General features: G+C 42.9%; 23 protein-coding genes. 10 read left to right on the top strand and 13 right to left on the bottom strand.

Annotated features, from left to right (window positions below; genetic code table 11):
* Positions 1 to 7 precede the first annotated feature (7 nt).
* The gene (locus C6Y39_RS16375) at positions 8 to 406 is read right to left on the bottom strand and encodes a hypothetical protein (RefSeq protein WP_105932303.1); all 399 of its coding nucleotides are present in this window, start codon (positions 404 to 406) and stop codon (positions 8 to 10) included.
* 485 nt (positions 407 to 891) lie between these two features.
* Between C6Y39_RS16375 and wecA the strand changes: the two genes are divergently transcribed.
* The 4 genes from wecA to galU all read left to right on the top strand — a co-directional run bounded on the left by wecA (position 892) and on the right by galU (position 5043).
* Complete coding sequence (wecA, locus tag C6Y39_RS16370; RefSeq protein WP_105932302.1) at positions 892 to 1953, top strand: UDP-N-acetylglucosamine--undecaprenyl-phosphate N-acetylglucosaminephosphotransferase; 1062 nt, start codon at positions 892 to 894, stop codon at positions 1951 to 1953.
* Positions 1954 to 2063: 110 nt separating this feature from the next.
* Positions 2064 to 2951 (top strand): glycosyltransferase, encoded by an 888-nt coding sequence (locus tag C6Y39_RS16365; protein ID WP_105932301.1) that lies wholly within the window; start codon positions 2064 to 2066, stop codon positions 2949 to 2951.
* A complete protein-coding gene (locus tag C6Y39_RS16360) occupies positions 2948 to 3808 on the top strand; it encodes a glycosyltransferase family 2 protein (protein ID WP_105932300.1) in 861 nt (286 codons plus the stop codon). Before C6Y39_RS16365 ends, C6Y39_RS16360 begins: the two co-directional genes overlap by 4 nt.
* Before the next feature lie 341 nt (positions 3809 to 4149).
* Positions 4150 to 5043 (top strand): UTP--glucose-1-phosphate uridylyltransferase GalU, encoded by an 894-nt coding sequence (galU, locus tag C6Y39_RS16355; protein ID WP_105932299.1) that lies wholly within the window; start codon positions 4150 to 4152, stop codon positions 5041 to 5043.
* A gap of 127 nt (positions 5044 to 5170) precedes the next feature.
* Here galU and C6Y39_RS16350 read toward each other — a convergent pair whose 3' ends face one another.
* The 7 genes from C6Y39_RS16350 to queF form a co-directional block, all read right to left on the bottom strand.
* Positions 5171 to 5485: a ComEA family DNA-binding protein gene (locus C6Y39_RS16350; protein ID WP_105932298.1), complete on the bottom strand. Its 315-nt coding sequence runs from the start codon at positions 5483 to 5485 to the stop codon at positions 5171 to 5173.
* A 333-nt stretch (positions 5486 to 5818) separates the two neighbouring features.
* Positions 5819 to 6826, bottom strand: coding sequence for an isocitrate dehydrogenase (locus C6Y39_RS16345; protein ID WP_105932297.1), 1008 nt, complete (start codon positions 6824 to 6826; stop codon positions 5819 to 5821).
* Between the two features lie 246 nt (positions 6827 to 7072).
* The gene (locus C6Y39_RS16340; RefSeq protein ID WP_105932296.1) at positions 7073 to 8683 is read right to left on the bottom strand and encodes a histidine kinase; all 1611 of its coding nucleotides are present in this window, start codon (positions 8681 to 8683) and stop codon (positions 7073 to 7075) included.
* Positions 8684 to 8694: 11 nt separating this feature from the next.
* Positions 8695 to 9069, bottom strand: a complete 375-nt coding sequence (locus C6Y39_RS16335) for a DUF3192 domain-containing protein (protein WP_012517477.1) — start codon at positions 9067 to 9069, stop codon at positions 8695 to 8697.
* 225 nt (positions 9070 to 9294) lie between these two features.
* On the bottom strand, positions 9295 to 10659 hold the full coding sequence (ppnN, locus tag C6Y39_RS16330; protein ID WP_105932295.1) for a nucleotide 5'-monophosphate nucleosidase PpnN: 1365 nt from the start codon (positions 10657 to 10659) through the stop codon (positions 9295 to 9297).
* An 11-nt stretch (positions 10660 to 10670) separates the two neighbouring features.
* Complete coding sequence (locus C6Y39_RS16325; protein WP_105932294.1) at positions 10671 to 12227, bottom strand: GGDEF domain-containing protein; 1557 nt, start codon at positions 12225 to 12227, stop codon at positions 10671 to 10673.
* Positions 12228 to 12300: 73 nt separating this feature from the next.
* Complete coding sequence (gene queF / locus C6Y39_RS16320; protein WP_105932293.1) at positions 12301 to 13161, bottom strand: NADPH-dependent 7-cyano-7-deazaguanine reductase QueF; 861 nt, start codon at positions 13159 to 13161, stop codon at positions 12301 to 12303.
* A 143-nt stretch (positions 13162 to 13304) separates the two neighbouring features.
* Between queF and syd the strand changes: the two genes are divergently transcribed.
* Positions 13305 to 13850 carry a SecY-interacting protein gene (gene syd / locus C6Y39_RS16315; protein ID WP_105932292.1) on the top strand — a complete coding sequence of 182 codons (546 nt, stop codon included), beginning with the start codon at positions 13305 to 13307 and terminating at the stop codon, positions 13848 to 13850.
* Between the two features lie 42 nt (positions 13851 to 13892).
* On the opposite strand, the gene C6Y39_RS16310 is transcribed toward syd, so the two are convergent.
* Positions 13893 to 14102 (bottom strand): hypothetical protein, encoded by a 210-nt coding sequence (locus C6Y39_RS16310; RefSeq protein ID WP_240618921.1) that lies wholly within the window; start codon positions 14100 to 14102, stop codon positions 13893 to 13895.
* A 428-nt stretch (positions 14103 to 14530) separates the two neighbouring features.
* On the opposite strand from C6Y39_RS16310, the gene C6Y39_RS16305 reads away from it, so the two are divergent.
* Both C6Y39_RS16305 and C6Y39_RS16300 read left to right on the top strand, forming a co-directional pair.
* Positions 14531 to 14896 (top strand): DUF3192 domain-containing protein, encoded by a 366-nt coding sequence (locus C6Y39_RS16305; protein ID WP_105932290.1) that lies wholly within the window; start codon positions 14531 to 14533, stop codon positions 14894 to 14896.
* 197 nt (positions 14897 to 15093) lie between these two features.
* Complete coding sequence (locus C6Y39_RS16300; RefSeq protein ID WP_105932289.1) at positions 15094 to 15741, top strand: GNAT family N-acetyltransferase; 648 nt, start codon at positions 15094 to 15096, stop codon at positions 15739 to 15741.
* Positions 15742 to 16692: 951 nt separating this feature from the next.
* On the opposite strand, the gene C6Y39_RS16295 is transcribed toward C6Y39_RS16300, so the two are convergent.
* Both C6Y39_RS16295 and C6Y39_RS16290 read right to left on the bottom strand, forming a co-directional pair.
* On the bottom strand, positions 16693 to 16995 hold the full coding sequence (locus C6Y39_RS16295; protein ID WP_105932288.1) for a DUF3301 domain-containing protein: 303 nt from the start codon (positions 16993 to 16995) through the stop codon (positions 16693 to 16695).
* Positions 16996 to 18045, bottom strand: a complete 1050-nt coding sequence (locus tag C6Y39_RS16290) for a DUF3549 family protein (protein WP_105932287.1) — start codon at positions 18043 to 18045, stop codon at positions 16996 to 16998.
* A gap of 195 nt (positions 18046 to 18240) precedes the next feature.
* Between C6Y39_RS16290 and C6Y39_RS16285 the strand changes: the two genes are divergently transcribed.
* The 3 genes from C6Y39_RS16285 to C6Y39_RS16275 all read left to right on the top strand — a co-directional run bounded on the left by C6Y39_RS16285 (position 18241) and on the right by C6Y39_RS16275 (position 19925).
* Positions 18241 to 18585 (top strand): YqcC family protein, encoded by a 345-nt coding sequence (locus tag C6Y39_RS16285; protein WP_240618920.1) that lies wholly within the window; start codon positions 18241 to 18243, stop codon positions 18583 to 18585.
* Entirely contained in the window at positions 18582 to 19409 is an 828-nt protein-coding gene (gene truC, locus C6Y39_RS16280; RefSeq protein ID WP_105932286.1) for a tRNA pseudouridine(65) synthase TruC, read from the top strand. Before C6Y39_RS16285 ends, truC begins: the two co-directional genes overlap by 4 nt.
* Before the next feature lie 66 nt (positions 19410 to 19475).
* On the top strand, positions 19476 to 19925 hold the full coding sequence (locus C6Y39_RS16275; protein ID WP_105932285.1) for a flavodoxin domain-containing protein: 450 nt from the start codon (positions 19476 to 19478) through the stop codon (positions 19923 to 19925).
* A gap of 131 nt (positions 19926 to 20056) precedes the next feature.
* Here C6Y39_RS16275 and dapD read toward each other — a convergent pair whose 3' ends face one another.
* Positions 20057 to 20881, bottom strand: a complete 825-nt coding sequence (gene dapD, locus C6Y39_RS16270; protein ID WP_105932284.1) for a 2,3,4,5-tetrahydropyridine-2,6-dicarboxylate N-succinyltransferase — start codon at positions 20879 to 20881, stop codon at positions 20057 to 20059.
* The gene (gene glnD, locus C6Y39_RS16265; RefSeq protein WP_105932283.1) at positions 20878 to 23529 is read right to left on the bottom strand and encodes a [protein-PII] uridylyltransferase; all 2652 of its coding nucleotides are present in this window, start codon (positions 23527 to 23529) and stop codon (positions 20878 to 20880) included. The genes dapD and glnD overlap by 4 nt, the downstream gene beginning before the upstream one ends.
* Positions 23530 to 23536 lie beyond the last annotated feature (7 nt).

Raw genomic sequence — 23536 nt, 5'->3', positions numbered from 1 at the left:
CATTTACTTATTCACCTTGCGCATTAGTAGAAGCAACCAGAGGAGAAATCACTCGCCATTGACCACCGCGCTGGCAAGTTGTTACTTTTTTTTGTGCTGAAGGAGCGATGATTTCACCTTCTTGTAAAGAAAAGCGAATACATTTATTCCCTGTCGCCGAGATATAGTGTTTAACCGCGGTGTACTTACTGCCGTCAAAACGTATTGAAAATGATTCTTTCGAATCGAAATATATATTGGCTTTTGGAATATTTATTGCAAGCTCTTTGTCTGGTGCGAGCGAGTAGGCGAGCGAAGAATGCACCAAAGGAATGTCAGCTTTGGTAACCGTGGGGGAGTTGGTGCACCCGGCTCCGAACGCAATAATTGCGAACGGCAACATAAAACGTGTGAATTGTTTGAACATTAGCTTTCATATCCATATAGCAATTTCGCGCTAGAATAACATAAGTTTCGAAAAAAGCATGTTTGCCGTCTCAATTGCTACGTAGTTTAAAGCATTTGAATCGCGCTTAAATGTAAGTAGACGAGTAACCGAGATAGTTATTTCTCCTTGAAGTTGCAATGTTACAACCAGGATTATGTTTTCAAACTAGGGTCATCAAATGTGTTTTTATTGCAAATTGCTTTGGCGCGGTAATATTAAAGATTAAAAACGATGTTTCTAGAGGTTATTTTTATAATTAAGGTGGTTAGTCAACCAAATGTTTTATATCATTACAGAGTTTTCTATCCACGCTTAATAACAATACGCCCTCGTCGCATTGGTAGAAATGGAAGTTGTAAAAAAATGGATGCACGGTTTAAGTTTTTAATGTTGTTTTTGAATGCACTGATCTGTAGTGAAGCGGAATACGTTTTTGGGGTCAGTGACGAGAGGTTGTGTCTTTTATGCTAACGTATTTGCAGTTCGTTCCATTGTTCACTGCATTTTTTGTTGCGCTGATCCTTTTAGTAGTGATGACGCCATTGGCACATCAATTCGGCCTAGTCGATCAACCTTCTGCGCGCAAACGCCATGCTGGTATCGTTCCTTTAACGGGAGGCGTTGCGATCTTTATGGCCGTGTTAGTCGCCAGTGTTGCTACTGATGTTTGGATGAAAAATAACCCTCTATTTTTCACGGCTAGCGCGTTTATTGTTTTACTTGGCATGTTAGACGACCGCTTTGATTTAAGTGCTAAAGGTCGTTTGATGTGTCAATTTGGTGTTGCAGCAATAATGGCTTGGAGTGCCCAAAACTATATTACGTCATTAGGTAATATTTTCGGCACAGGTGAAGTGCTGCTTGGACTTAGCGGTTATTTCTTCACTATCATTTGCGTCGTAGGCGTTATTAATGCGTTTAACATGATAGACGGAATTGACGGTTTAGCCGGTGGAATGAGTTTAGTCATTTTGCTAACGGTTTCCGGTTTTCTAGTCTTTACAGGCCATGGCGCGTCCATAATGGAACCTCTTATTATAGTAGCTGCAATCGTTCCGTTCCTCGCCTTTAATCTCAGTTGGAAAGGTTTCAGGGGAAATAAGATATTCATGGGCGATGCGGGGAGTATGTTTGTTGGGCTAACCATTGTCTGGTTGCTCGTGGATCATACCCAAGGAGAAACGGCAGCGTTTAGACCTATTACCGCTGTATGGTTAGTGGGATTGCCTTTGATGGATATGGCGGCGATTATGTATCGACGCGCGCGAAAAGGTCAATCGATGCTAAAACCTGACCGCCAACACCTTCATAACATCTTCATGCGAGCTGGGTTAAGCAGCAGAAAATCACTTGTCGCGATTCTAATGTTAGGGGCTTGCTACTGCCTTATCGGTATTCTTGGCGAAGTTTATCAAGTGCCGGAAGCGATAATGTTTTGGTGCTTTATTGGCTTACTCGTTGTTTACAGTCTTGTTATCCAACATATCTGGAGCGTACTTCGTTTTGTTAAGCGCGTAACTGCCTAGATTAGTAAAATCGTAGCCGTCTGAATAAAATCTCTGTAACATACCTCAAATAAGAGCGCATCCATTAGCGCTTTTATTTTCTTTGTTACTTATTTCGCTGGTAAAAATACTTGATAAATCAATTCTCTATTCTCCATAACAAAAATAAAAAACAGCAGGTTGAATCGATTGTGGCTATGGCGGTTTATCAAGCTGATAATGCAAAGTGGCTCAGGGAAGCAGTAAATAGTATTTTAGCACAGACCTATACGAATTTTTTGTTCATGATTGTGGTGGATGGCCCCGTCCCGCAAGCAATTATAGAAGTGCTAGATGAAGCCGCGACAAGCGATGATAGAGTAATAATAGGGCAAAATAGCCATAATATCGGTTTAGCGAGCTGTATGAATTCTGTTGTCGAGTTCGCTATGCAGTTTACCCCGTCTTTTTTTGTGAGAATGGATGCTGACGATATATCTGAAGAGCATCGATTGCTGCGCCAAATCACCTATTTAAAAAAGCATAGTAATATATCTATATTGGGATCTGCACTTACCGAGATTAATGAAAAAGGTGAGAGGGTAGGCGCACGTGTAATGCCTGCTTCCCACCGACAAATAGTGCGTATTCTACCTCGTCGCTGTTCGCTGAATCATCCTACTGTGGTAATCAGGTTTAATGTCTTTACGGATGGCCATAGATATGATGGAGATTTGCTCAACACGCAAGACTACTTTCTCTGGATAACGTTGGCATCGCGAGGGTACATTTTTAGAAATTTAAAAGATAGACTACTTAAATTTAGGCGGGTAAATAATTTTTATAAACGTCGGGGGTTAAGTAAGTCACTTAACGAATTCAAGGCGCGTCTGTATGCGATAACTAAGCTCAGGCAGTTTTCTCCTTACAACTTTTTATATGCCTGTGGCGTACTTTCATTACGACTAATGCCGGGTAAAGTGGTTAAGCTTGCCTACAAGCTAGATAGGCACTTATTAGAAAGGTTCGGTAAACATTGATTACTGGCGTTGTCATTGTATTGTTCAATCCAGACGTTAAGCACGTAGCTAAACTCCTTGACGCTTTTTCTTCAGCTGAGTGGGATTTAGTCCTGGTGGATAACTCCCCAGTACGCAACCAAAGCCTCGCGTCCTCTCACGTTAAGTACATTCATTGTTCAGAAAATGTTGGTATAGCGAAGGCCCAAAATATTGGTCTAAAGGCCGTTTTTGACCGTGGCCTTGAGTATGCATTTTTGCTCGATCAAGATAGTTTCTTTTCGCCAGTTATCGCTCGTGAATTGCTATCACAGTTTTTGGAACTTGAAAAATCATGCCCAATCGCAGCGATAGGTCCTTCTATTCATTGCCAGTTCTCAGATCGTGTTGAAGAGGGCGTACTGCAAAAAGGGAAGCAAGTTTCCCATTCGCTTAAAGAGGTAAAGCAAATTATAGCTTCAGGTATGCTCATTTCTCACCGCGCTTTTAAAAAGGTGGGGGGAAAAGAGAGCGCCCTTTTCATTGACGGTGTTGATCATGAATGGTGTTGGCGTGCTAGAGCAAAGGGCATGGCGATTTATCAATCGCTAAGTGCTTGTATGCCTCATCGGCAAGGGGATGATCGAGTAAAGGTGTGCGGTGTAACGTTTAAGCAAGGGGCACCCATCCGGCTTTACTATCAGTTTCGAAACGTACTGATTCTAGCCCGGCGTCCCTACGTTCCTCTTTATTGGAAGCTTCGTCATGTTTGTGCAATACCACTTAGGTATATTGTAAACCGGTATTTTTTTGCGCAAGGTAAAGAACGGGGCTGCTTCATGCGTGCTGGACTTAAAGACGGGACATTGCATCGCACAGGGTCTCTGGACGAGAGGTAGGAAGATAGGCATAGAGGAAAGTAGCGGTTGATACAGGCGTTAGCAAAAAGCAACACTTTGGTAAATTCCGCTGCTACTCTGTAAAATCATCCTATGTAATCTTTCACTAATTTGGTGCATTAGGTATTATTAATCCCATTAATGGTGCGATTAGATAAAGGTTTGCGTGGTTTTGCCCACTATCAATACATAAATGCTCTAAAAGGGTAATTGGAACATCGATTGCATTGAAATGCGTTATCGAAAAGATTTGATGAAAAAAGCTTTTGCTTGAGAGGCTGAATGACAATGAAGTGTCGTCTTAAGCGTAAAATTAGGAATTCAAAAAAGGAATATTAACTATGAGTCAGGTTAAAAAAGCGGTAATCCCTGTGGCGGGACTTGGAACGCGAATGCTTCCAGCAACAAAAGCAATTCCTAAAGAGATGCTTCCAGTGGTGGATAAGCCGTTAATTCAATACGTAGTCAGTGAGTGTGTTGCTGCAGGACTTAAAGAAATTATTCTTGTGACACATGCAAGTAAGAACAGCATTGAAAACCATTTTGACACATCTTTTGAACTTGAAGCTACGCTAGAAAAGCGTGTAAAACGTCAGCTTTTAGAAGAAGTCCAGTCAATTTGTCCGAAAGACGTTACGATTATGCATATTCGTCAGGGCGTTGCTAATGGTCTTGGGCACGCTGTACTTTGTGCTCGCCCGCTTATCGGCGATGCACCGTTTGCTGTAGTTCTACCAGACGTAATTATTGATGATGCTGCTAGCAACCCTAAAAAAGATAACCTTGCCGATATGGTTGCGAAGTTTAATACTAGCCGAGTAAGCCAAGTAATGGTTGAGCAAGTGCCAGAGGAAGAGATCTCTAAATTCGGTATTGCCGACCTCGACGGCGCTGCAATCACGCAGGGTCAATCAGCTAAGATCCATAAGATGGTAGAAAAGCCACCTCTTGATGAAGCGCCATCTGATCTAGCAGTTGTAGGTAGATATGTGCTATCCGAGAAGATTTGGGACCTATTAGAGTTTACACCACCAGGGGCAGGCGGTGAGGTACAGCTTACTGATGCTATTGACGCATTAATGAAGCTTGAGCAAGTGGACGCTTATTACATGAAAGGTAAAAGCCATGACTGTGGAAGCAAGTTAGGCTATATGAAAGCTAACGTTGAATATGCACTACGTCACCCATCTTTAGGCGCAGAGTTTAAAGAGTACTTGACCTCTGTATTAAAATAATGGCTATGAGTTACTAGGTTTATAGACAAAATAAGCCTGCACTCTCAATCGTTACTAGCTTGTCAAAATGCGCCCTCGCGGCGCATTTTTTATTGGCAAGAAGGTCTAATAGTTACAACTACACGACCTATTTTACTAAGACATAACCCTCTATTTTGCTGAGCATTTTTTCACCAATCCCTTTAACTTGGGTAAGCTGAGCTACCTCAAGAAATGGGCCTACTTCTTCGCGATATTTAACTATTGCTTTCGCTTTAGATTGTCCTACGCCTGGCAAGGTTACCAGTTGCTCTATAGTGGCTGAGTTTAAGTCGATTCGCTGCTGAATGGGTGCAGTTTCACTAGCGTTGTTACCTTCTTCACTCATGCCCTGAGCGTGAACTGTAGGAGCTTGAATGGCTAAAGCTGAAAGTACTAACAAACCTGAGATTAACTTTTTCATCATCTTTCCTTTTATGTAATGCATCAAACACTTTCACCGTAAATGGCATTGTGTTGTCGCTGTTTGGTATGTGAGTTGTGTACACAGAGTGCACTGACGTTTTACAGGCTAGTGCAAGGCGGAACGTTGTTTTTCCTTACGGCGTTTGACTCTTGGTAGAGCAGGTAAATTACAAAGCTCAGCACTCTGAAAGGTACAATTGAAATGATAAGTGTGAATGAGGAAAGCGGTAGTCCAGTTTTAGTACAGTTTGTACGGTGAAAAACTGAAGGGAAATCAAAAAACGGGCAATAAAGCCCGTTTTTTAGTGTTACTTTGTTAAAACAGAGTGGCTTACAAGCGATCCAAAAGTGCTTGTGTGAACTCTATAGTACCGGCTTCACCACCTAAATCACGGGTAGTGCGGTCTCCAGACTCGATAACGTCTTTCAATGCTGTGCGGATTTTTTCAGCTTTGTCACCCATGTTTAGATACTCAAGCATTTGCGCTGCAGCTAGAATTACAGATGTTGGGTTGGCTAGGTTTTTACCAGCGATATCTGGTGCAGAGCCGTGAACCGCCTCAAAAATTGCACAATCTTCACCGATATTTGCGCCAGGTGCCATACCAAGACCACCTACAAGACCTGCGCACAAGTCTGATAATATGTCTCCGAATAGGTTGGTAGTTACAATAACGTCGAACTGGTGCGGGTTCATAACAAGCTGCATACAGCAGTTATCAACAATCATTTCAGCCGATTCGATGTCTGGGTAGCGCTCACCAACTTCACGGGCAACTTTAAGGAAAAGACCTGACGTTGACTTAAGGATGTTAGCTTTATGTACTGCCGTTACCTTTTTGCGGCCTTCACGACGAGCTAGTTCATAAGCGAAGGTTACGATCTTTTCAGCGCCGTCACGGGTGATCTTACTCATTGCTTCAGCTTCGTTGCCGTCTTCTGACACAACCTGACCAAGACCTGAATACATACCTTGCGTGTTTTCACGAACAGTGATGATATCAATATCTTCGTAACGTGCTTTGGTGCCTTTGAAAGAAATAACTGGGCGCAAGTTTGCATAAAGTTTGAACTGCTTGCGAAGGCTTACGTTAATCGAGGTGAAACCTTCACCCACTGGCGTCGTTAGTGGGCCTTTAAGTGCAACCTTATTTTTTGCGATTAAATCTAATGTTTCTTGAGGTAGAAGCTCGCCATGTTCTTCCAGTGCAACTAAACCTGCGTCGGCATAGTCGTAGGCAAAGTCACAGCCAACCTTATCTAGAATTTTTGTGGTTGCATCGATAATGTCCGGGCCAATGCCGTCACCGCGAATGACTGTAATACGTTGCTGAGTCATGTGGAGGGATCCTCTGGTAATTCTGTTGTCAAAATCGTTAGGTTTATTGGGTTTTTCTGGCGCTTTAAAGGCCAGATTCTGCCTGCTTAAATTATTATAATGGAAATTGTAGGGAAAAACGGTAAAGCACTGCAAAAGTTACCGTATTTTATACGATAGCCGGCGCAAGTTATAGCCATTCGTAAAGATAAATTTATTACAGTTACAAGAGTGAGAGGTCGCTCAAAAAGTTGGAAGGCTTGAAAGTTAAATGGGAAGAGGGCAATAGAGTAAATGCGCGTTGGCATCTAATGCTTTAAGTACATCGTCTTCCTCTAAATTCAAAATACGCAATATAGTTTTTACTTCGATACTTTTTAGCAAAACGTAGAAGTCGTGCGTAAGCAAGCATGATTTTGCAAGTGAAAACCCCAGCAGAATAATGCCTTGTTCTTTTTGCAAGGATTTAGGTACTTCGCTAGTTGGCTTGTTGCACTGATGAATAACCGCGCGCCATGTCGAGCTTTGATGCCAACTCCCAGCAAGTTCAGATGCTATTGCAAGCCAAGGGGTGCCTGATTTTACTTTGAATGCGCTGTTAACGGTGACATTTTTAGTTTTATCAACGGGAAGCGACTGGGCCACTTTGAAACCAGGTAACGTAAAAAGCGGAGAGCATACAAACGTCATGCTTAATGCCGCTGACTGAGGCGAAAATTTAGTATTCGCCGCTTGAGCAAAGTGGCTGGCAAATGAACAAGCGAGTAGGGTGACTTGTTTGCACATGGCCATGAGGGGGAATTGATTTTGCGACAACCTTTCTAATAAGGCGAACTGAATAAGCATATCGCCGACACGCTCAATACCGTAGGTCAAAACCGCTTGCTTTAAACTTTTTACAGGAAGCTGTAGTCGATTATCTTGGCTCGCCGTATGTATCAGGAATTGATTGAAAGTTGGCACTTGTTCAATCTTATCGCAGAGCGTCGGAATATCTACATCAGGTTTTTGCAACGAATCTATGATGCCCAGTAACGCTTTTGGGGGGTGCTGTATAGCGTAGGTGAAGGGCATAAACGAACTACCACCGTGGCTTAACCTCGCCTTGGCGGTGTCAGTGTAAAGAGCGATAAAGTGTTCGAATGGCACCGACAATTTGACAGGGCTATGGATAGATGAGAGCGGGACCCACTTGCCATCTACATCTTCGTTACTTAAGGCAAACACAAAGGCATGGCTCTGTTGTCTGTCTACAATCACCCCAGGAATTCCGTTTGCGTAAACTTTTGCGCCTGGCAAAGGATATTCAAATAACGATATCAAAGAGGCGATATAGTGCCTGTGCTGTACAGGAATTCGAGGTGCTATTAGCGTGAACAGCAAAGCATGTTCTGTTTTGTCTGATTTAAAAGCAAATACTCCGGCAAGTAAACAAAGGCGCTGGGCAATGTTAAGCCTATTATCTGCGATGTATTTCATTTGTCTTTCAGACTGGAACGCTTTCTGTAAGCGAAGCGTATCTAACCAAATTGTCAGATTGTGCTGTCGTAAAAAGCGAACAACTTCAGCAATTTTGCTTTTATCTTTTTCGATATCAGAGAACCAATGCGTCGCGAGCAACGACCCGATAATATGCTGCAAATAATGGTCATTTAAACGACAAAGTTTTCCAAACAATGCTAACAGTAAGAGTTGTTGGGTGCCCCGGGGAAGCTCATTGTCAAGGTGAAGCAAAGACGCTGGGATCGCCGGGTTTCCATTTACCAAAGCAAGAATGCGTTTAGCACTTTTTAACCAGTGGTTTATGCGCTCTTCAGCATTGAGCGACGCATCGCCTTGTTTTGCAAGTCGCTTAAGCGTGGAAATGATATCGCTCACTCCCCATCCTTTTAACTTTTTTGGTAACTGGAATAGGCTCCTTCGCCCCAAGCAATTAACTTGTCATTCTCGAACAGCAATGGCGTACATTCGTCCTGCGTAGTTAAGCCATCCGCGCGCACATGCTGGGTGCGAAAGAACATAACTTGAATGGCCATTGAACCTTGTCGCTTGGCCTCTGTGATATCTGGTGACCCAAGGAGAGCCAGAACTTCTTCTCGCGTACTCCCTAGTTTCAACTTGGTGATTTGAACTCGATTATATTCTTCACGATCTTTCCAATCCATGTTTTCTGGTTTATCGGGGTAGAAAGCGATAACCATAAAAACAAACACCGCGTACAACGCGACGCCAGCTAAAATTAGACGAATAACCTTGGTATTCATGACCGTTACTTCTCAATTCTGAGTTCTTAAATACATGCTTGAGGCATGGATATCATATTGAACTTTGTCGACTCTTTATTTACTGCATAGCGCATTGAGCCCACAATAAGGACACTCAATGAGCGTTATACAATTATCTACAGCACTCTTTCTAACAGTGTACCGCAAAACGCGCGGGAAACATAAGTGGTAATCGTAAGCAAATACGTCTTAAATAGCGTGCCTTTAATTCGTATCTTTCACCACATAACAGGGCTCATAAGCACTACCTGGTAACTTCATTCTGTGTTGCTTTACAAAGGACTCTAAAAGTACATCCACTTTTTTCATTAGCGTGCTATCACCGGTAAGTTCAAACGGACCATGCTTTTTAATCTGTGCAATGCCTTCAGCCTTCACGTTACCGGCTACAATCCCAGAAAATGCTTTGCGAAGGTTTGCTGCAAGCTCGCTTTTGTTCTGGTCGAGGTGAAGTTTGAGGCCCGACATACTTTCATGGGTTGGGATGAAGGGTTGCTGGAAATCGTGCTCAATTTTCAATGACCAATTAAAACTGAAGGCGTCTCCCATTGCTCCTCTAAATTTTTTCACTTTCTCAAGTTCTGAACATAGAGTACGGGCCACTTCTTCGGGGTCGTTGACGATGATTTGATATTTTGATTGAGCTTCAGCGCCTAGGGTAGCGCCAACAAATTCATCAATAGCTTCAAAGTATTCTTCACTGCCCGCGGGGCCGGTTAAAATGAACGGAAAAGGTTGTTGAGCATTGCGTTCGTTCATAAGAATACCAAGAAGATAAAGTAACTCTTCAGCAGTGCCTACCCCACCTGGAAAAACAACGATGCCATGCCCTAACCGAACGAATGCTTCCAACCGCTTTTCGATGTCAGGCATGATTATCAATTCATTTACGATTGCATTAGGTGGCTCAGCCGCAATGATGCTTGGTTCGGAAATGCCGATGTAGCGTCCTGCTTTATGACGCTGTTTAGCGTGACCTATTGTTGCGCCCTTCATGGGGCCTTTCATGGCTCCTGGGCCACATCCAGTGCAAATGTTCATATCGCGAAGCCCAAGCTGATAGCCGACTTCTTTTGTATATTTGTACTCTGTTTGATTTATCGAGTGGCCGCCCCAGCAGACGATAGTATTTACACCGTCATTGCCTTCAAGTGCCTTGGCATGGCGTAGCATATCAAACACCATGTCAGTGATTTCATTACCTTCGGCGGGTGCTGTTTGGTGAAGAAAAGCGTACTTGTTTCCCATATAAAGCAAATCGCGAAGCACTGCGAACAAGTGTTCATGTACACCACGTACTAATTTTCCATCGACAAAGGCAACTTCAGGGGGGTTAACCAGTTCAATTTTAACCCCTCGTTCACGACGTATTAGTTTAATTTCAAAATTTTCGAAAGGTGCAAATAGGGCTTCGAAATTGTCTTCGTCAACGCCACTATTTAAGACCGCTAGGCAACAATTCCTGAACATATCGAAAAGTTCGCTATTTGCTGCATCCTGAAGTCGAGCGACCTCTACCTGAGAGAGTTGGCTCATCCAGCCAACGGGATTAAGCTGTACCTTTTTCATACATCTACTTCCTATAAATCAGCGCTTAGGTCAGTCACAACAAGATTGCGGCCGTCACGTTTTGCTTTATAAAGATATTCATCGGCCCGTTCAAATACAGATTCCGTGGTATCTTTTTCACCGAAGCAGGTTGCGCCAAAAGATGCGGTGATTTTTACTTTTTCCTGCTTAAACTTAAACGGCATGGCTGCGAGTTTGGTTCTGATTTCGTTAAGTTTTTTGTCAATATCTTGCATCGACATATCCGGCAGTAACATCACAAACTCTTCACCTCCCCACCGTGCAATAAACTCATTGTCTGAGAGGTTTTGCTTTAGAAACTTGCTAACCACTTGCAGGGTTTTATCGCCCGCGGCATGACCAAATCTGTCATTTATAGATTTGAAAAAATCTATATCGACAACTGCCACGGCCAAGCTACCGCCGTTTGCTTTATAATTGCTATATGCTGTTTCTAAACGCTCGTTGTAAGCTTGCCTGTTAGGTAAGCGCGTCAGTGCATCCGTTCGACTCTGCATCGCTTGTTCAGCGATTTTCTTTTTATAAATACTGGTTTGCTGCTGCAGTGTGTCAATACGGGATTGCATGGCGGAGAGTAAGGCCAATAACCTCTCTTGGCCTTCTTTATCATTATCTTGTTGTTCGCTTAGGGTATTCGCTAGTTCTTTTACACAGATTTGGGTTTGTTCTTTCAACCGTTCAAAAGACTGGCTTTCAGAGACCGCCTCTTCAATATGGCTAATGTGGCGGATAAGTTGTTCATTGCCAGCGCGCCTTTGTTCAAACTGTGATTGGCTGCTTTCTATGGTGCTGTTGACATCATTACTTACTTCGCCAAGTGAACGATGAAGGCTTTGGATAACCTTACCTGTCAAGCTAGCCTCTGACATGGCGTCTTGTACTATCATGCGTAAAATAACGACGCAGCTTTTTAATAACTGGTCTTCATCCATGCCTTGATCAAGCCGTTTCTTGATATCATTTAACTGCTGGTCGTCAGGCTTCTTTTGTGCATAAGAGGCTATCAGGTGGTTTAGCTCAACAAGAATAGAGCGGTAGTGTGGGTTGTCGTCTTTGACAGAACGGGCTTGCCCGCTAACATCTGATTTTGCGTCGTTGTTAGACGCCGCGACTGGCGACAATCCAACCATTTCTTTGTTGAGCGCGATACGGTGCAATGCTATGGCTTTAGCATATAGCTTGTAAATGCTGAAAATATCGGTAACAGGCTGGTTTAGCTTTATGAGCTCTTGGGTAGTAAGGCCTTTGAGTTCATTATCTTCAAACACAATTTTCTGCAGCTGTTTCATTGCATCTTCTAACGCAGAAACGGTATCAACGCTGTATTTTCTAAGCGTTATTTCTTGGTGTTGCAGCGATTTGTTTAATTTTTCTATGCTTACTGCGGCCAGACTAAAGTTGGGGGTGCCGGAAAGGTGCCCTCTTAAAATTTTGAGCTCGGTATCTATTTTATCGGAAAAGCCCTCATAAAAAGCGGAGAGCTTTACGATAAACTGACAAAGAAGCGTATTATTTTGCTTTAGGGTTTGTAGTTGTTTTGCTTCCATATTCTCGTCTTTATTTAAATTCGCTTCGAGGCAGAATTTTAGCTAACCCAATGTACTCAACTCACCGCTATTTTTATTGGCGTGCTTGGCGATGATTGGGATAGGGCGTCTCGAAATTTGAGCGGAAAGGGTTTATGTCCAATCCACCTCTTCGCGTATATCTCGCACAAACAGTTAACTTTTCTGGGCTGCACTTGTGCATAATGTCGCTGTAAATGCGTTCAACACACTGCTCATGAAATTCATTATGCTGCCTAAAGCTAATTAAATATTGTAAGAGCCCTTCGCGGGCTATCGCCTTTCCTTCATATCTTATTTGAATACTAGCCCAATCTGGCTGGCTTGTTATTAAGCAATTAGATTTAAGTAAGTGGGAAACGAGAGTCTCTTTCACTTCTTCGTGGCTTTCATCTACAGTTAGGTATTGCGTATTAGGTGAATATTCATCGACAGTTATGTCTAGTTCATCCAATAGTACGCCTTCGAACTCTTTAAACTGCAGGTCAGCGAAATGCTGGGGCAAGATTAGGTTTACTTCCACCGGTTGTCCGGCACATGCAGATAGATCAGCTTGTAATACGTTTTTTACTTCATCGTCAGAGGAAAACTGACTTTGGTTAAAGCTGTTTAAGTATAACTTGAACGATTTTGACTCAATGAGATTTTCTGACGTTATCGGAACACGGCATTCTAAAATAGCGACACAGGGTTTTCCCTTCGGATTTAGCCAGGAAAGTTCGTAGCCCGTCCATGTATCTATGCCTGTAAAAGGCAGTTGGTTACCATTTAGATTGAGCGTGTCACGGCTAAGGCTGCGCGGCACTCCCTGCAATAGACTTGGATTATATTCAAACTCGTAGTCAACCTGTTTTCCCAAAGAAAGGTTATCAGGTGCAGAGATAATAATTTTTTTAGGTGGGTTGTCAGTCGACATAAGAACCTTTTATATATCTACTAGAAGGCGAAGGAAATTTGCGCTGAACCTTTGTGAGTTCGAATAGCGAGTACCGTGGCCTTGATATTGACTTAACTGTTTAGTTGTATAGTGTACCCCAAAAATACGCAGGTAACGTCACAATGGCTCTAACAATTTCAGAACAATTAACTAAATTTGTATCATCTTATGTCGAAGAAGCGAAAAGCGAAGGGCTCAAAATAGTTTTCGATAGCGACTGGCCATCACCTTGTTATCAAGAGGCGGCAGAAGACGGTGACTTTGTAAGATGGAAGCCAACGTTACAAACTCCTAAACTTTCTTTCGATAATGTGGAAGAAGCGATGTCGTTGAAGCTGCATCCGGATTATTGTAGTTATTTTACTGCCTATTACAGCGATAACTTAAAGGCGAAAGCTCCGAAAGGTAACTGCGAACTGCTTCAGGTATTTAACCATGAAGACTTTGAGCGGCTTCAGCAAAACTTAATTGGTCACTTGTTGATGAAGCAGCGGCTAAAGCAAGCTCCAACCTTATTCTTTGGCCTTACTGATGAAGAGGATTTTATTCTTACTGTCGTAAATGACAGTGGTGAAGTTGCTCTTGAACAAGTAGGTAGAGAGCCAACACAAATTCTTGCGCCCTCATTAGCTGACTTCTTAGCGCAGCTTACGCCCATTACAAGGTAATACCTATCTATGCGGACTGGTATAAAGGCTCTAATCGTGCCGTTATCTTTTTTCCTTAACGAGCTGCTGTACTATCTGCTTTAGCTCAGTAACTTCTTTTTCTAACACTTCAATTCGTTCGTAAAGGTGTCGAGTAGCACTAGAAGGTAATTCAGAGACTTGTGGTGGTAATGAACCACTTTCATTCCTTTCAACGGCTGGCTTGTTAGCGTTAAAACGTTTAATGGCCTCAATCGCTTCGGTTACTGACACTTTATACGGCGCCTTTGCTCGCAGAATTCCTACTGTGGGTGTTTTGCCTTCATTGTGCATTTGGAGGCAAAGAGCGTGAAGTTGTTGTAAGTTCGAATTATTCATTATGAAGCAATAGTAGGTTGGAATAAGGATTAGTTTAGCTTGATAAGATGGTTAATTTCACCAAAAAATTAGTGATTTCGCTAACCGCAAAAGGTGGGGAACGATAGATTTTTATTTAAATCTTTAAATATTAATCACTTAAAATCTTGGTCCTATTCTTGTTTACTTTGTTTTCAATTACTTAATACGCATTTAGCGAGTGTCGAAATGTTGTAGGTATTTCGTATTGGAACTTAATGTTGCATCAGGTTGCAGACTTAATACCTTACAAAACCTCGCGTCAAAATTGTAAATTACTGCACAAATAAAAATAAGGAATTCACATGAAAATTATGCTTCTTTCTGCTGCTTTAGCCTCTTCACTTCTCTTGTCGGGCTGTGTTGTATCTGTTGGCGGAGGTTCAGATAGTCATTATGGCGCTGATTGGGAAGATAGAGAGTTTAACAATCGCAAGCACATCGCAAACCTCGAGAAGGGGACAAGCTATGAGAGCGTGCTCAGAAAGATGGGTGTAGCAGACTTCAATGAACTTTTTGAAAAACAAGATGGCACTTACCGTGTACTTTATTATCGAACGCAAAAAACCATGGGTGACGGTATTACAACGAAAGATGAATGCACGCCCCTTGTATTTAGAGATGGAAACCTCGTTGGGTGGGGGGATAGTGCTTACGGTCTAATGCACTAATTGTTCTTAGCACCAGTGCGTCAAGTGCTGGGTTAAATGTTTTTGTTAATAAAAAGTTAACATCTTAGGGGTTTTCGCGTAGGGTAAAGTTTGAGCAGGTGAAATGGTCGATAGAGGTTTTTAATTTAAATATCGCAATAACTCATTTCACTGTAATGGTTAAGCCACTAACAAAACTTTGCGTTTGAGGAGCCCCTATGAGTAACGAAGCGATAGATGGTGCGTTAGCCCCTCTTCAAGACACTGTCAAAGCGATATACCTAACCGTAGACGATCTCAAAGTCGCCGCCTCCATCCTTTATAACGCTTATGTCGACGACCCTCTGTTTATAGATATTTTTCAAGCTGAAAAAGAAGGTTACGAGAACCGTCTTCGCTCTGCCATTCGCGAGGAATTAAACGCATTTTGGGTAGCAGAGCAACCAATGATTGGTCTTTTTGATGAAGAAAGGCTGATTGCAGTTGCTTGCTTAACAGCGCCTGACGCAGCATTCGGCTCTGGTCGATACTGGCACTGGAGACTAAGAATGTTGCTTACGGCGGGGCTATTTGGTACCAAACAGATGCTGGAGAAAGAAGAAAAAGTGAGGTCGCTGGTACCCGCTGATAACTTCCACATGCTCAGTTTTATTGCGGTTCATCCAGATTACCAACATCATGGTCTTGGTCATATATTACTTGGCGCTATTGATAGCGTAGTTGAGGAAGATGAAAAGAGTGAAGGGGTATCAGTTTTTGTTACCATTGATAAACACCGTTCATTTTTTAACGACGATAATTATCAGGTAGTCGGGCAGCTAAGCCTTTCTCATGTTAAAGGCGACGTAATGTTTCGTCGGACCTGATTCCCTTCTCACCTCGTTTTGTTCGTTTCTTGAACTGCTCTGGCCATCTTAATCTTCGTAACGTTAAATTTATGACAGAGTTTGTAGGATATGTCTTACAAACTCTGTGCGTGATCCTACCTAAATTCATCAATACAAAATTAGACAAAAGTATAAAGTTATTGATTTTATTGGTTTTTCTTAAAGCTAGCCCAAAGTAGTAAGAAAAACTTTCTAAAATTGCTGTAATTCAACATGGCGGTAATATTTGGAAGGGATACTATAAACATGTCACAAGGAAACACGACGAGTCACGGATTGAGTAAGGAAAGCGATAGGACAACTTAAGGATAAGATTCTCATAGGATAGTGAGAGAAGGGAAAAGGAAAGCAGTTAGGAAACTGCAGCGATAAGGACATTGAAGGGATAGTAAGGATTTAGGATGTTTTGTGTGATAGGACATCACGACAGGATGTAGCAAAGGAAAAGGGACAAATGCTAGCAAGGAGCTAGTCGGCATGGAGCCAAAGGCGAGGAAATGCCTTTAAAGGATACTGAGTTTGCATGGACGAGCAAACCAAGGATGAATAAGGGACATGCTGAAGGATTAGCAAAGCTGTAGCAGGATGTGCAGCATATGATGGATGAAGGAAAGGAATGTCAGCGGAGCCTGACAAGGACAGCCTCAGGATGAGGAGCACTGTACATCGGATGTGCAGTTATGTAGGAGCAAGGGAAAGGGACCTACGCATGGATGGGTAGCTCGCACAGGAAGGCGCGAGAGTAGATGGAAAGGGGCGTATACGGATTTTAATCGGGAAGATTTTAGTCGCAAAGGATCGCGGAGAAGGATACTCAAAATTCCAGGAAAAAGGGGAGCCGTCAGGTTCCCCTTTTTTTTGTAAAAAAATTGTCCCGTCCTGAAACACGCTGGTGAATTAAGAAGCGTGGCCTCTTTCTGACTTAAAGGCTCAAACTCTATGTGGTGGCACCTCTGTTCGCATAATCCTTACACCTATCAATTCAACTTCGCCGGTGTACCTGTCCTCGCCATTACTTGAAAACTCAAAATTGAATAAGCTGTGCCAGTCTGGCTTACCATATTTAAATGAGAATCGAGTTTTGGCTCGTGCCACACTCAACAATTGCAAACCGTGTTTATCGCAGTATTGTTTTAGATAAGTGTTTGTTCGTTCGGAAATAGCGCGTATGCGCCAAAACTGATAGCCTGTAAATCCAATAACCAGCCACACTACTAATTCGAGTAACGTCATCTACTTTCTCGCTTGTGCAAACAGTTGTTGAAATGCGTTTGAAAGAACGTTCGAGTTTGTATCTGAATGTAAGAGCGTAAGTACTTGTCTGCGCAATTTCGGGATTTGTACTAAATCGGAGAAAAAACCTGCAAATAAAGCACCTTGATGCCCCTCTTTCTCATCAACTTTGGCTGTTTGTTCAAGAAAGGCACTCAGCAGCAACGGTTCCATTTGTTCAAAGTGACGGGCAGCAATTACGCTAAGAATATCCAGTCTTTGTGATTTTTCGTCTTTTAATAAGTCAAGAAGCTTATTATTTATCAGAGTGTTGAAGGACCCTTCTGACGAGCCCCTCAGCGCTGCTAAATTAATATCAGCACACTTATTTATTTCGTTTAAATACATGGCTAACAAATGTTCAGACAACGCTACGCTTTCACTCATTTCCATTAGCGTATCAAGAAATACGCTAGAATAGAGCGATGCGTTGTTTCTAATCGCACTTTCTAAAATATCTCTTTTGGGATGTGTACTGAAGCGATACACAAAATCCGCGACGCTTTGCATTGAGATTTGCTGCCAGTCAACAAGTTGCGGAGCTTGAATATAGGCTTCAACTTTCTGTGCTTCTTCACTTAACGGTTGCGCTAAGGTATGTTTGACCAGTGCGTTGAACTGAGCGAGCTGCGATTGATTGGGAACAAAAGAATATGGATTATCCGGCAGCTTCTGCGCGTTTTCCGTATCTTCAGCAACAGATTGCCCTAGCGCATCAACAATAATCTCTAGAAAGTGATTTCTAGCAGCGGCAACCACCAAACCTTGTTCATCAAGCGGCAATTTAACGAACCAAATATAATGTTGCGTTGAAGCATTTTTATTCCAAAATACAATGCCAAACCAAGCATGCTGCTGACGAGGATAGGGCGCATAGGCGCTGCCGTTTTCTATTTCTAGAAAAATTTGACTATCTGTAGGTTCAAGGCGGCGACCTAAATCAAAAACTAGATATTCAGTGCCTGCATGTAACAAAAACTCACTGATAGAATTAATACTGTTAGCGCTCATAACTCGTTCCAAAAAACTGCTTTGATAAAAATGTTTCAGGGCGAGCATTCTTCAATGAGATACCGCCAAGAAACACTGGTAATGGTATCACAGCATATGAATTTCAACGATAAGCCACACTGACTTATGTTCACCTTAAGCCCCTGCTATACTGCGCGCCTCAAAATTGAAGCGTTCATGTTTTGCGGGGACATAGTGAATCAGTCAAAAGGTATGCGTTACATTGCATTTAAACACGCGCTGGAACAGCTAGAGATCACCATGAAAGAAGAGGGGATTTGGCCGAGCAAAACGCCGAGTGAGCAAGACCTCAACAGAGCGATGGAAAGCACTGTCCCTTTTTCTGTAGACTGTTTAACGTTTGAAAGTTGGTTAGCTTTTATTTTTATTCCTAAATTGCGTGTTTTGCTGTCGCTAGAATCTCCTCTACCGCCAATGCAAATTACGCCTGCCGCTGAAGTTTATTTATCCAGTGCAAAGCAACGAACGCTCAATCAACTGCAAAAAATTGATAATATTGCCAATGGAGACATTGGATGAATAAGCGTAACCAACCCCAATATTCTATAGACAGTGACGCAAGGTGCCATTTGAAAACAACGTCAGAAGAAAAAGAGGATCAACAAGGCGACCTTAGCGCTCTGCATCTACCTGTGCTGTATCAAGATGAGTATATCGTCGCTATAAATAAGCCGCCGGGTCTACTTGTACACAGAAGTCCGATAGACAGACATGAAACCGTGTTTGCGGTTCAAACACTCAGAGATCAGATTGGACGGCACGTGTTTCCTGCTCACCGCCTCGATAGACCTACATCTGGCGTGTTGGTGTTTAGTTTCAGCTCTGAAGTCGCAGCAAAGCTTGGTCAGCAAATGATGGATAAGCAAGTAGTAAAAGCGTATCACGCCATTGTTCGCGGTTTTGTGCATCACACTGGGTTTATCGACTACGCGCTAAAATATCGCTACGATAAAATTGCTGATAAACATAAACGTCCCCAGCAAGCTCCACAAGCCGCATCAACAATGTATCAGTCGGTGGCACATTTCGAAGTACCAGAGCCTGTTGGTAAGTATCAAAGCGCACGTTATTCTCTTGTAAAGCTTTCCCCGAGTACGGGAAGAAAGCATCAGCTTCGTAGGCACATGGTGCACCTCCGTCACCCGATCATTGGCGATACGACTCATGGAGACGGTAAACAAAACAAATTTGCTAAACAGCACTTTAATTTTAACAATTTGGCCTTAAGTTGTACCCATATGGGATTTTCCCACCCGGTAACTGGAAAGTGGATAACCATTAATGGTGAGATGCATCATGGAATGCAACAATTAGTAGAGCAATTGGAACCGTTCAGAGTTTGAATCTATAAAGAAGACAGAATTCCAGCCTGTCGCTATAGGCAACGAATATTAGTTTAAGAGGTAAAAATGGCAACATTGAAAATCATTGCGGGTACGGTATACGGGAACGCGCAACACGTGGCCGAGCAGGTAGAAGAAAGCTTAGCCGAACAGGGTGTTGACTGCTCACTAGAAAGTGACCCTTCGGTTGCCGATTTCACCGATGCAGATGCGCTCCTTATTATTACGTCTACAACCGGTCAGGGTGATGTGCCACCTAACCTAGAGTTCGTTTTTTCGGATTTGAAAGACGAAGCGCCAATGCTGTGCGGAAAACCATTTGCGGTAGCTGCATTAGGCGATAGCAGCTACGGAGAGAGTTTCTGTGGCGCAGGTAAACAATTCCAAGCGCTACTTACAGAACTACAAGGCAGCGCAGTTGCAGATATGTTGGAAGTTGACGCGATTGAAACATTAGAGCCTGAAAAAGATGTGGTAGAGTGGGTTAATACCATTAAAGATAAGCTGCTGGCTTAAACCAGTAGACACTTGTTGATTATGAATAGAAAGAGGCGCTTATGCGCCTCTTTTAGTTTGTGACTCTTTTAGCATGTGGCTCGGCTAATTAAAATTAACCCAAACCGTTAGCGAGAAGCCAGGAATACTGCTTATTCTACGCCGCGAAGTAGCGCGTTGATACCTACTTTCGCGCGGGTTTTAGCATCAACTTTTTTCACAATAATAGCAGCGTAAAGGCTGTATTTGCCGTCGGCACTTGGCAGGTTACCCGCCACTACTACTGAACCTGCTGGTACACGGCCGTAATGGATTTCACCAGTTTCACGGTCATATATGCGCGTGCTTTGGCCGATGTAAACGCCCATTGAAATTACAGAGCCTTCTTCAACAATTACGCCTTCTACAATTTCAGAGCGCGCACCGATAAAGCAGTTATCTTCGATAATAGTAGGGTTTGCTTGAAGCGGTTCTAATACACCACCAATACCTACACCGCCGGAAAGGTGAACATTCTTGCCGATTTGTGCACATGAACCAACCGTTGCCCATGTATCTACCATAGTGCCTTCGTCTACGAATGCACCAATATTAACGTAAGAAGGCATTACTACCGCATTTTTACCTACGAACGTACCTGTACGTACCGCCGCAGGTGGGACAATACGCGCACCGTCTGCTGCAAATTGTTGTGCGGTGTAGTTAGTGTATTTAAGCGGCACTTTGTCATAAAACTTGCTTTCCGCACCTTCAATCACATCGTTATTGTGAAGGCGGAAGAAAAGTAGAACAGCTTTTTTAAGCCATTGATGTACCACCCATTCGCCAGCAATCTTTTCCGCAACACGGCCTTTACCGCTGTTAAGAAGGTCGATAGCTTGTGCTACTGCATCTCTTACTTCATCAGGTGCAGATGAAGGGCTAATGTTGTCGCGATTTTCGAAGGCGTCTTCAATAATGGCTTTCAATTCATTCATGGTATTGTGATATCTTCAAGTTGGTCGAGTTTAAACAGGATCCGCTTTTTAAGGTTTACCTGTTGTTCTTGGGTTAATGCTTTGCCAGCGTCATTGCTGACGATAAAAATATCTTCAGCTCGCTCACCTATGGTGGCAATTTTAGCAAGCTTTAGCGTCATATTAGTATCAACGAATGCATGCCCAATTTTAGCTAAAATGCCTGGAGCGTCTAGGGCTTCTAACTCAATAAGTGTGGCTTCGTCGTTGATACTGAAAAAACGAACCTTAGTGGGAACGTCTAACTGTTTCATTTGTCGTGGTAATTTGCGTCTGTTTTCGTGTGAGCGCCCCGGTTTTTCTAATTGGGCAGAGATAGCATTTTCAATAGACGAAATACGAGACTCGGAACTAATCCGGCTACCATCGTTTTCAAGAATGAGCATACTGTCAAATACATAGCCATCACGTGTTACGGTTACGTGGGCATCATGAATTGAACAATTGCGGCTATCAAGAACAGAAGCGACTTGAGCAAATAAGGCTTTTCTGTCTTTGCCATAAACAAACACCTCAGTGCCACCTTTGGCGCTGTTATCGTTTGCTTTAACGAGAAGCCCATCGTGTTCTGGCGAAAGCCAATCATCCTGCGCCTTTATGATCTCATCGGTATGCCAAGCAATTTGCGTGGGTTTAAAGCGAACAAAATAGTCGTCATCTAGGCGTGCCCATAATGCATCAATGGAAATAGGGTCGATAGCTCGTTCCTGTAAAATCTGTCTCGCTTGATGCTTATGGGTGGCAACGCGTTCGTTAAGCGTTACCTGACACTGTAGGCCATTGTCTAACGCCTTCTGTGTCATTAGGTAAAGTTCGCGAAGTAGCGAAGCTTTCCAATCGTTCCATAAATTGTCGTTAGTTGCTCTGATATCAGCAAGCGTGAGTGTGTAAAGCAAGTTTAGATGGTTATGACTTCTTACTGCACTTGCAAACTCACTTATTACGTCAGGGTCGTAGATGTCGCGACGTTGAGCTACTACAGACATAAGCAAATGGTTTTCAACTAACCATGCGATCATTTCAGCGTCGTCACTTGACACATTGTGTAGCTTACAAAACTTCGCCACATCTTGTGCGCCTAATGTTGAGTGATCGCCATTTCTACCTTTTGCAATGTCGTGGAAAATCGCTGCTATATAAAGAACTTCTGGCTTATCTAAGTTCCTGCAAATTCTGCCACACCGCGGAAATTCTTTGTTCTCTTTTGAGAAAAAGTAATTCACATGCTTTACAAGCCTATGGGTATGCTCATCTACTGTATAGGCGTGGAACAGGTCAAACTGCATCATGCCTACAATCGTATCCCATTCAGGTAAATAGGCCTGCAAAATACCGTACTGATGCATGATGTCCCAAGCAAAATCGAAGAACTCAGGCTGTTTCATTAAGCGCATGAATTTTTCACGGCACAGTGGGCGTTCTACATAATATTCGGCTTCAAACGCGCGGTGAGCATTACGCAACTGACGAATGCATATGGTGCTCAGGCCTTTTACGTCTGGTAAATTGGCCACCAAGTTCAAAAAATCTAAAATTGCTTCAGGTGATGAAAATACGGTCTCGTGTCGTGGCGAAATCATATTGTCGAGAAGCTCAAAGTCTTCATTAATTACAACGCTTTTTTGCACGCTTTGATTGAGCATGTCGTACTTGAAGCGTTGAAGCAGCATTTGATTCAACTCTGATACGCGGGCAACCGTACGGAAAAAGTCACGCATCATTTTCTCAACAGACGATTTCCCTTCTTCACCGTAACCCATCATCTTTGCAACGTCGGGTTGATAGTCGAAAAGTAATCGGTTTTCGCTTCTACCAGCAATTAAATGAAGTGCGCAGCGCATTTTCCAAAGGTGCATACGACAAGCGATTAACTCACTATGCTCTTGCTCGGTAAAGTAGCCGTGACCCACCAAATTCCAGCCGTCATACTCTTTAAAGTGCTTTTTCGCTACCCAGCCTATCGACTGAATATCGCGCAAACACCCTGGATTTTCTTTGATATTTGGCTCGAGGTTGTAGGCGGTGCCGTTGAACTTAGCATGGCGTCGCTTCTGTTCATCATATTTAGCGGAGAAAAACGCTTTACTCGACCAAGAGTTTCTACCATTAACTTCATCCCACAATTTATCAAAGGTAGTTTCACTGCCGCAAAGCAAACGGCTCTCAACTAAATTGGTCGCAATGGTAATATCGTCTTTTGCTAGCTTAACGGTTTCTTTAATAGTCCGGACCGACTGGCCCACATCAAGTTTAATGTCCCATAACAGGGTGATAAATTGACCAATCTTTTCTTGAACTTCAGGCTTCAGCTTCTTTCTACTGACAATAAGTAAGTCAATATCTGAGTAAGGCTGCAAGTGACCTCGACCGTATCCGCCTACCGCGCAAAGTGACAGTTCGTCTACGGTGTCGAGACCATAAAGTTGCCAAAGATGACAAAGAAGCGCATCGACGAATTGGGCGCGACCCGTAACGAGTTGATTAACTGGCGTTACGTCAAAGGACTCGTTTATCCATGTATAACTGGCCTCCACGCAAGACTTAATTGCGGGGATTTCATCCACAGAGTTTATGGTGTCGATATTCTTTATCAGTGATTGCAGCGTCAAAATGCAC

Origin of the sequence: Alteromonas gracilis, assembly GCF_002993325.1 — a bacterium.
Classification (GTDB): domain Bacteria; phylum Pseudomonadota; class Gammaproteobacteria; order Enterobacterales; family Alteromonadaceae; genus Alteromonas; species Alteromonas gracilis.
The sequence above is the reverse complement of the archived record's forward strand: the minus strand, read 5'-3'. Positions and strand labels throughout refer to the sequence as shown.

Excerpts from the sequence above, each read along its gene's own strand:
- C6Y39_RS16305 (WP_105932290.1), top strand. The coding sequence starts at position 14,531 with ATGAAAATTATGCTTCTTTCTGCTGCTTTAGCCTCTTCACTTCTCTTG.
- C6Y39_RS16300 (WP_105932289.1), top strand. The coding sequence starts at position 15,094 with ATGAGTAACGAAGCGATAGATGGTGCGTTAGCCCCTCTTCAAGACACT.
- syd (WP_105932292.1), top strand. The coding sequence starts at position 13,305 with ATGGCTCTAACAATTTCAGAACAATTAACTAAATTTGTATCATCTTAT.
- C6Y39_RS16295 (WP_105932288.1), bottom strand. The coding sequence starts at position 16,995 with ATGACGTTACTCGAATTAGTAGTGTGGCTGGTTATTGGATTTACAGGC.
- C6Y39_RS16375 (WP_105932303.1), bottom strand. The coding sequence starts at position 406 with ATGTTCAAACAATTCACACGTTTTATGTTGCCGTTCGCAATTATTGCG.
- C6Y39_RS16325 (WP_105932294.1), bottom strand. The coding sequence starts at position 12,227 with ATGGAAGCAAAACAACTACAAACCCTAAAGCAAAATAATACGCTTCTT.
- wecA (WP_105932302.1), top strand. The coding sequence starts at position 892 with ATGCTAACGTATTTGCAGTTCGTTCCATTGTTCACTGCATTTTTTGTT.
- C6Y39_RS16350 (WP_105932298.1), bottom strand. The coding sequence starts at position 5,485 with ATGAAAAAGTTAATCTCAGGTTTGTTAGTACTTTCAGCTTTAGCCATT.
- C6Y39_RS16335 (WP_012517477.1), bottom strand. The coding sequence starts at position 9,069 with ATGAATACCAAGGTTATTCGTCTAATTTTAGCTGGCGTCGCGTTGTAC.
- galU (WP_105932299.1), top strand. The coding sequence starts at position 4,150 with ATGAGTCAGGTTAAAAAAGCGGTAATCCCTGTGGCGGGACTTGGAACG.
- ppnN (WP_105932295.1), bottom strand. The coding sequence starts at position 10,659 with ATGAAAAAGGTACAGCTTAATCCCGTTGGCTGGATGAGCCAACTCTCT.
- C6Y39_RS16275 (WP_105932285.1), top strand. The coding sequence starts at position 19,476 with ATGGCAACATTGAAAATCATTGCGGGTACGGTATACGGGAACGCGCAA.
- C6Y39_RS16290 (WP_105932287.1), bottom strand. The coding sequence starts at position 18,045 with ATGAGCGCTAACAGTATTAATTCTATCAGTGAGTTTTTGTTACATGCA.
- queF (WP_105932293.1), bottom strand. The coding sequence starts at position 13,161 with ATGTCGACTGACAACCCACCTAAAAAAATTATTATCTCTGCACCTGAT.
- C6Y39_RS16345 (WP_105932297.1), bottom strand. The coding sequence starts at position 6,826 with ATGACTCAGCAACGTATTACAGTCATTCGCGGTGACGGCATTGGCCCG.
- truC (WP_105932286.1), top strand. The coding sequence starts at position 18,582 with ATGAATAAGCGTAACCAACCCCAATATTCTATAGACAGTGACGCAAGG.
- dapD (WP_105932284.1), bottom strand. The coding sequence starts at position 20,881 with ATGAATGAATTGAAAGCCATTATTGAAGACGCCTTCGAAAATCGCGAC.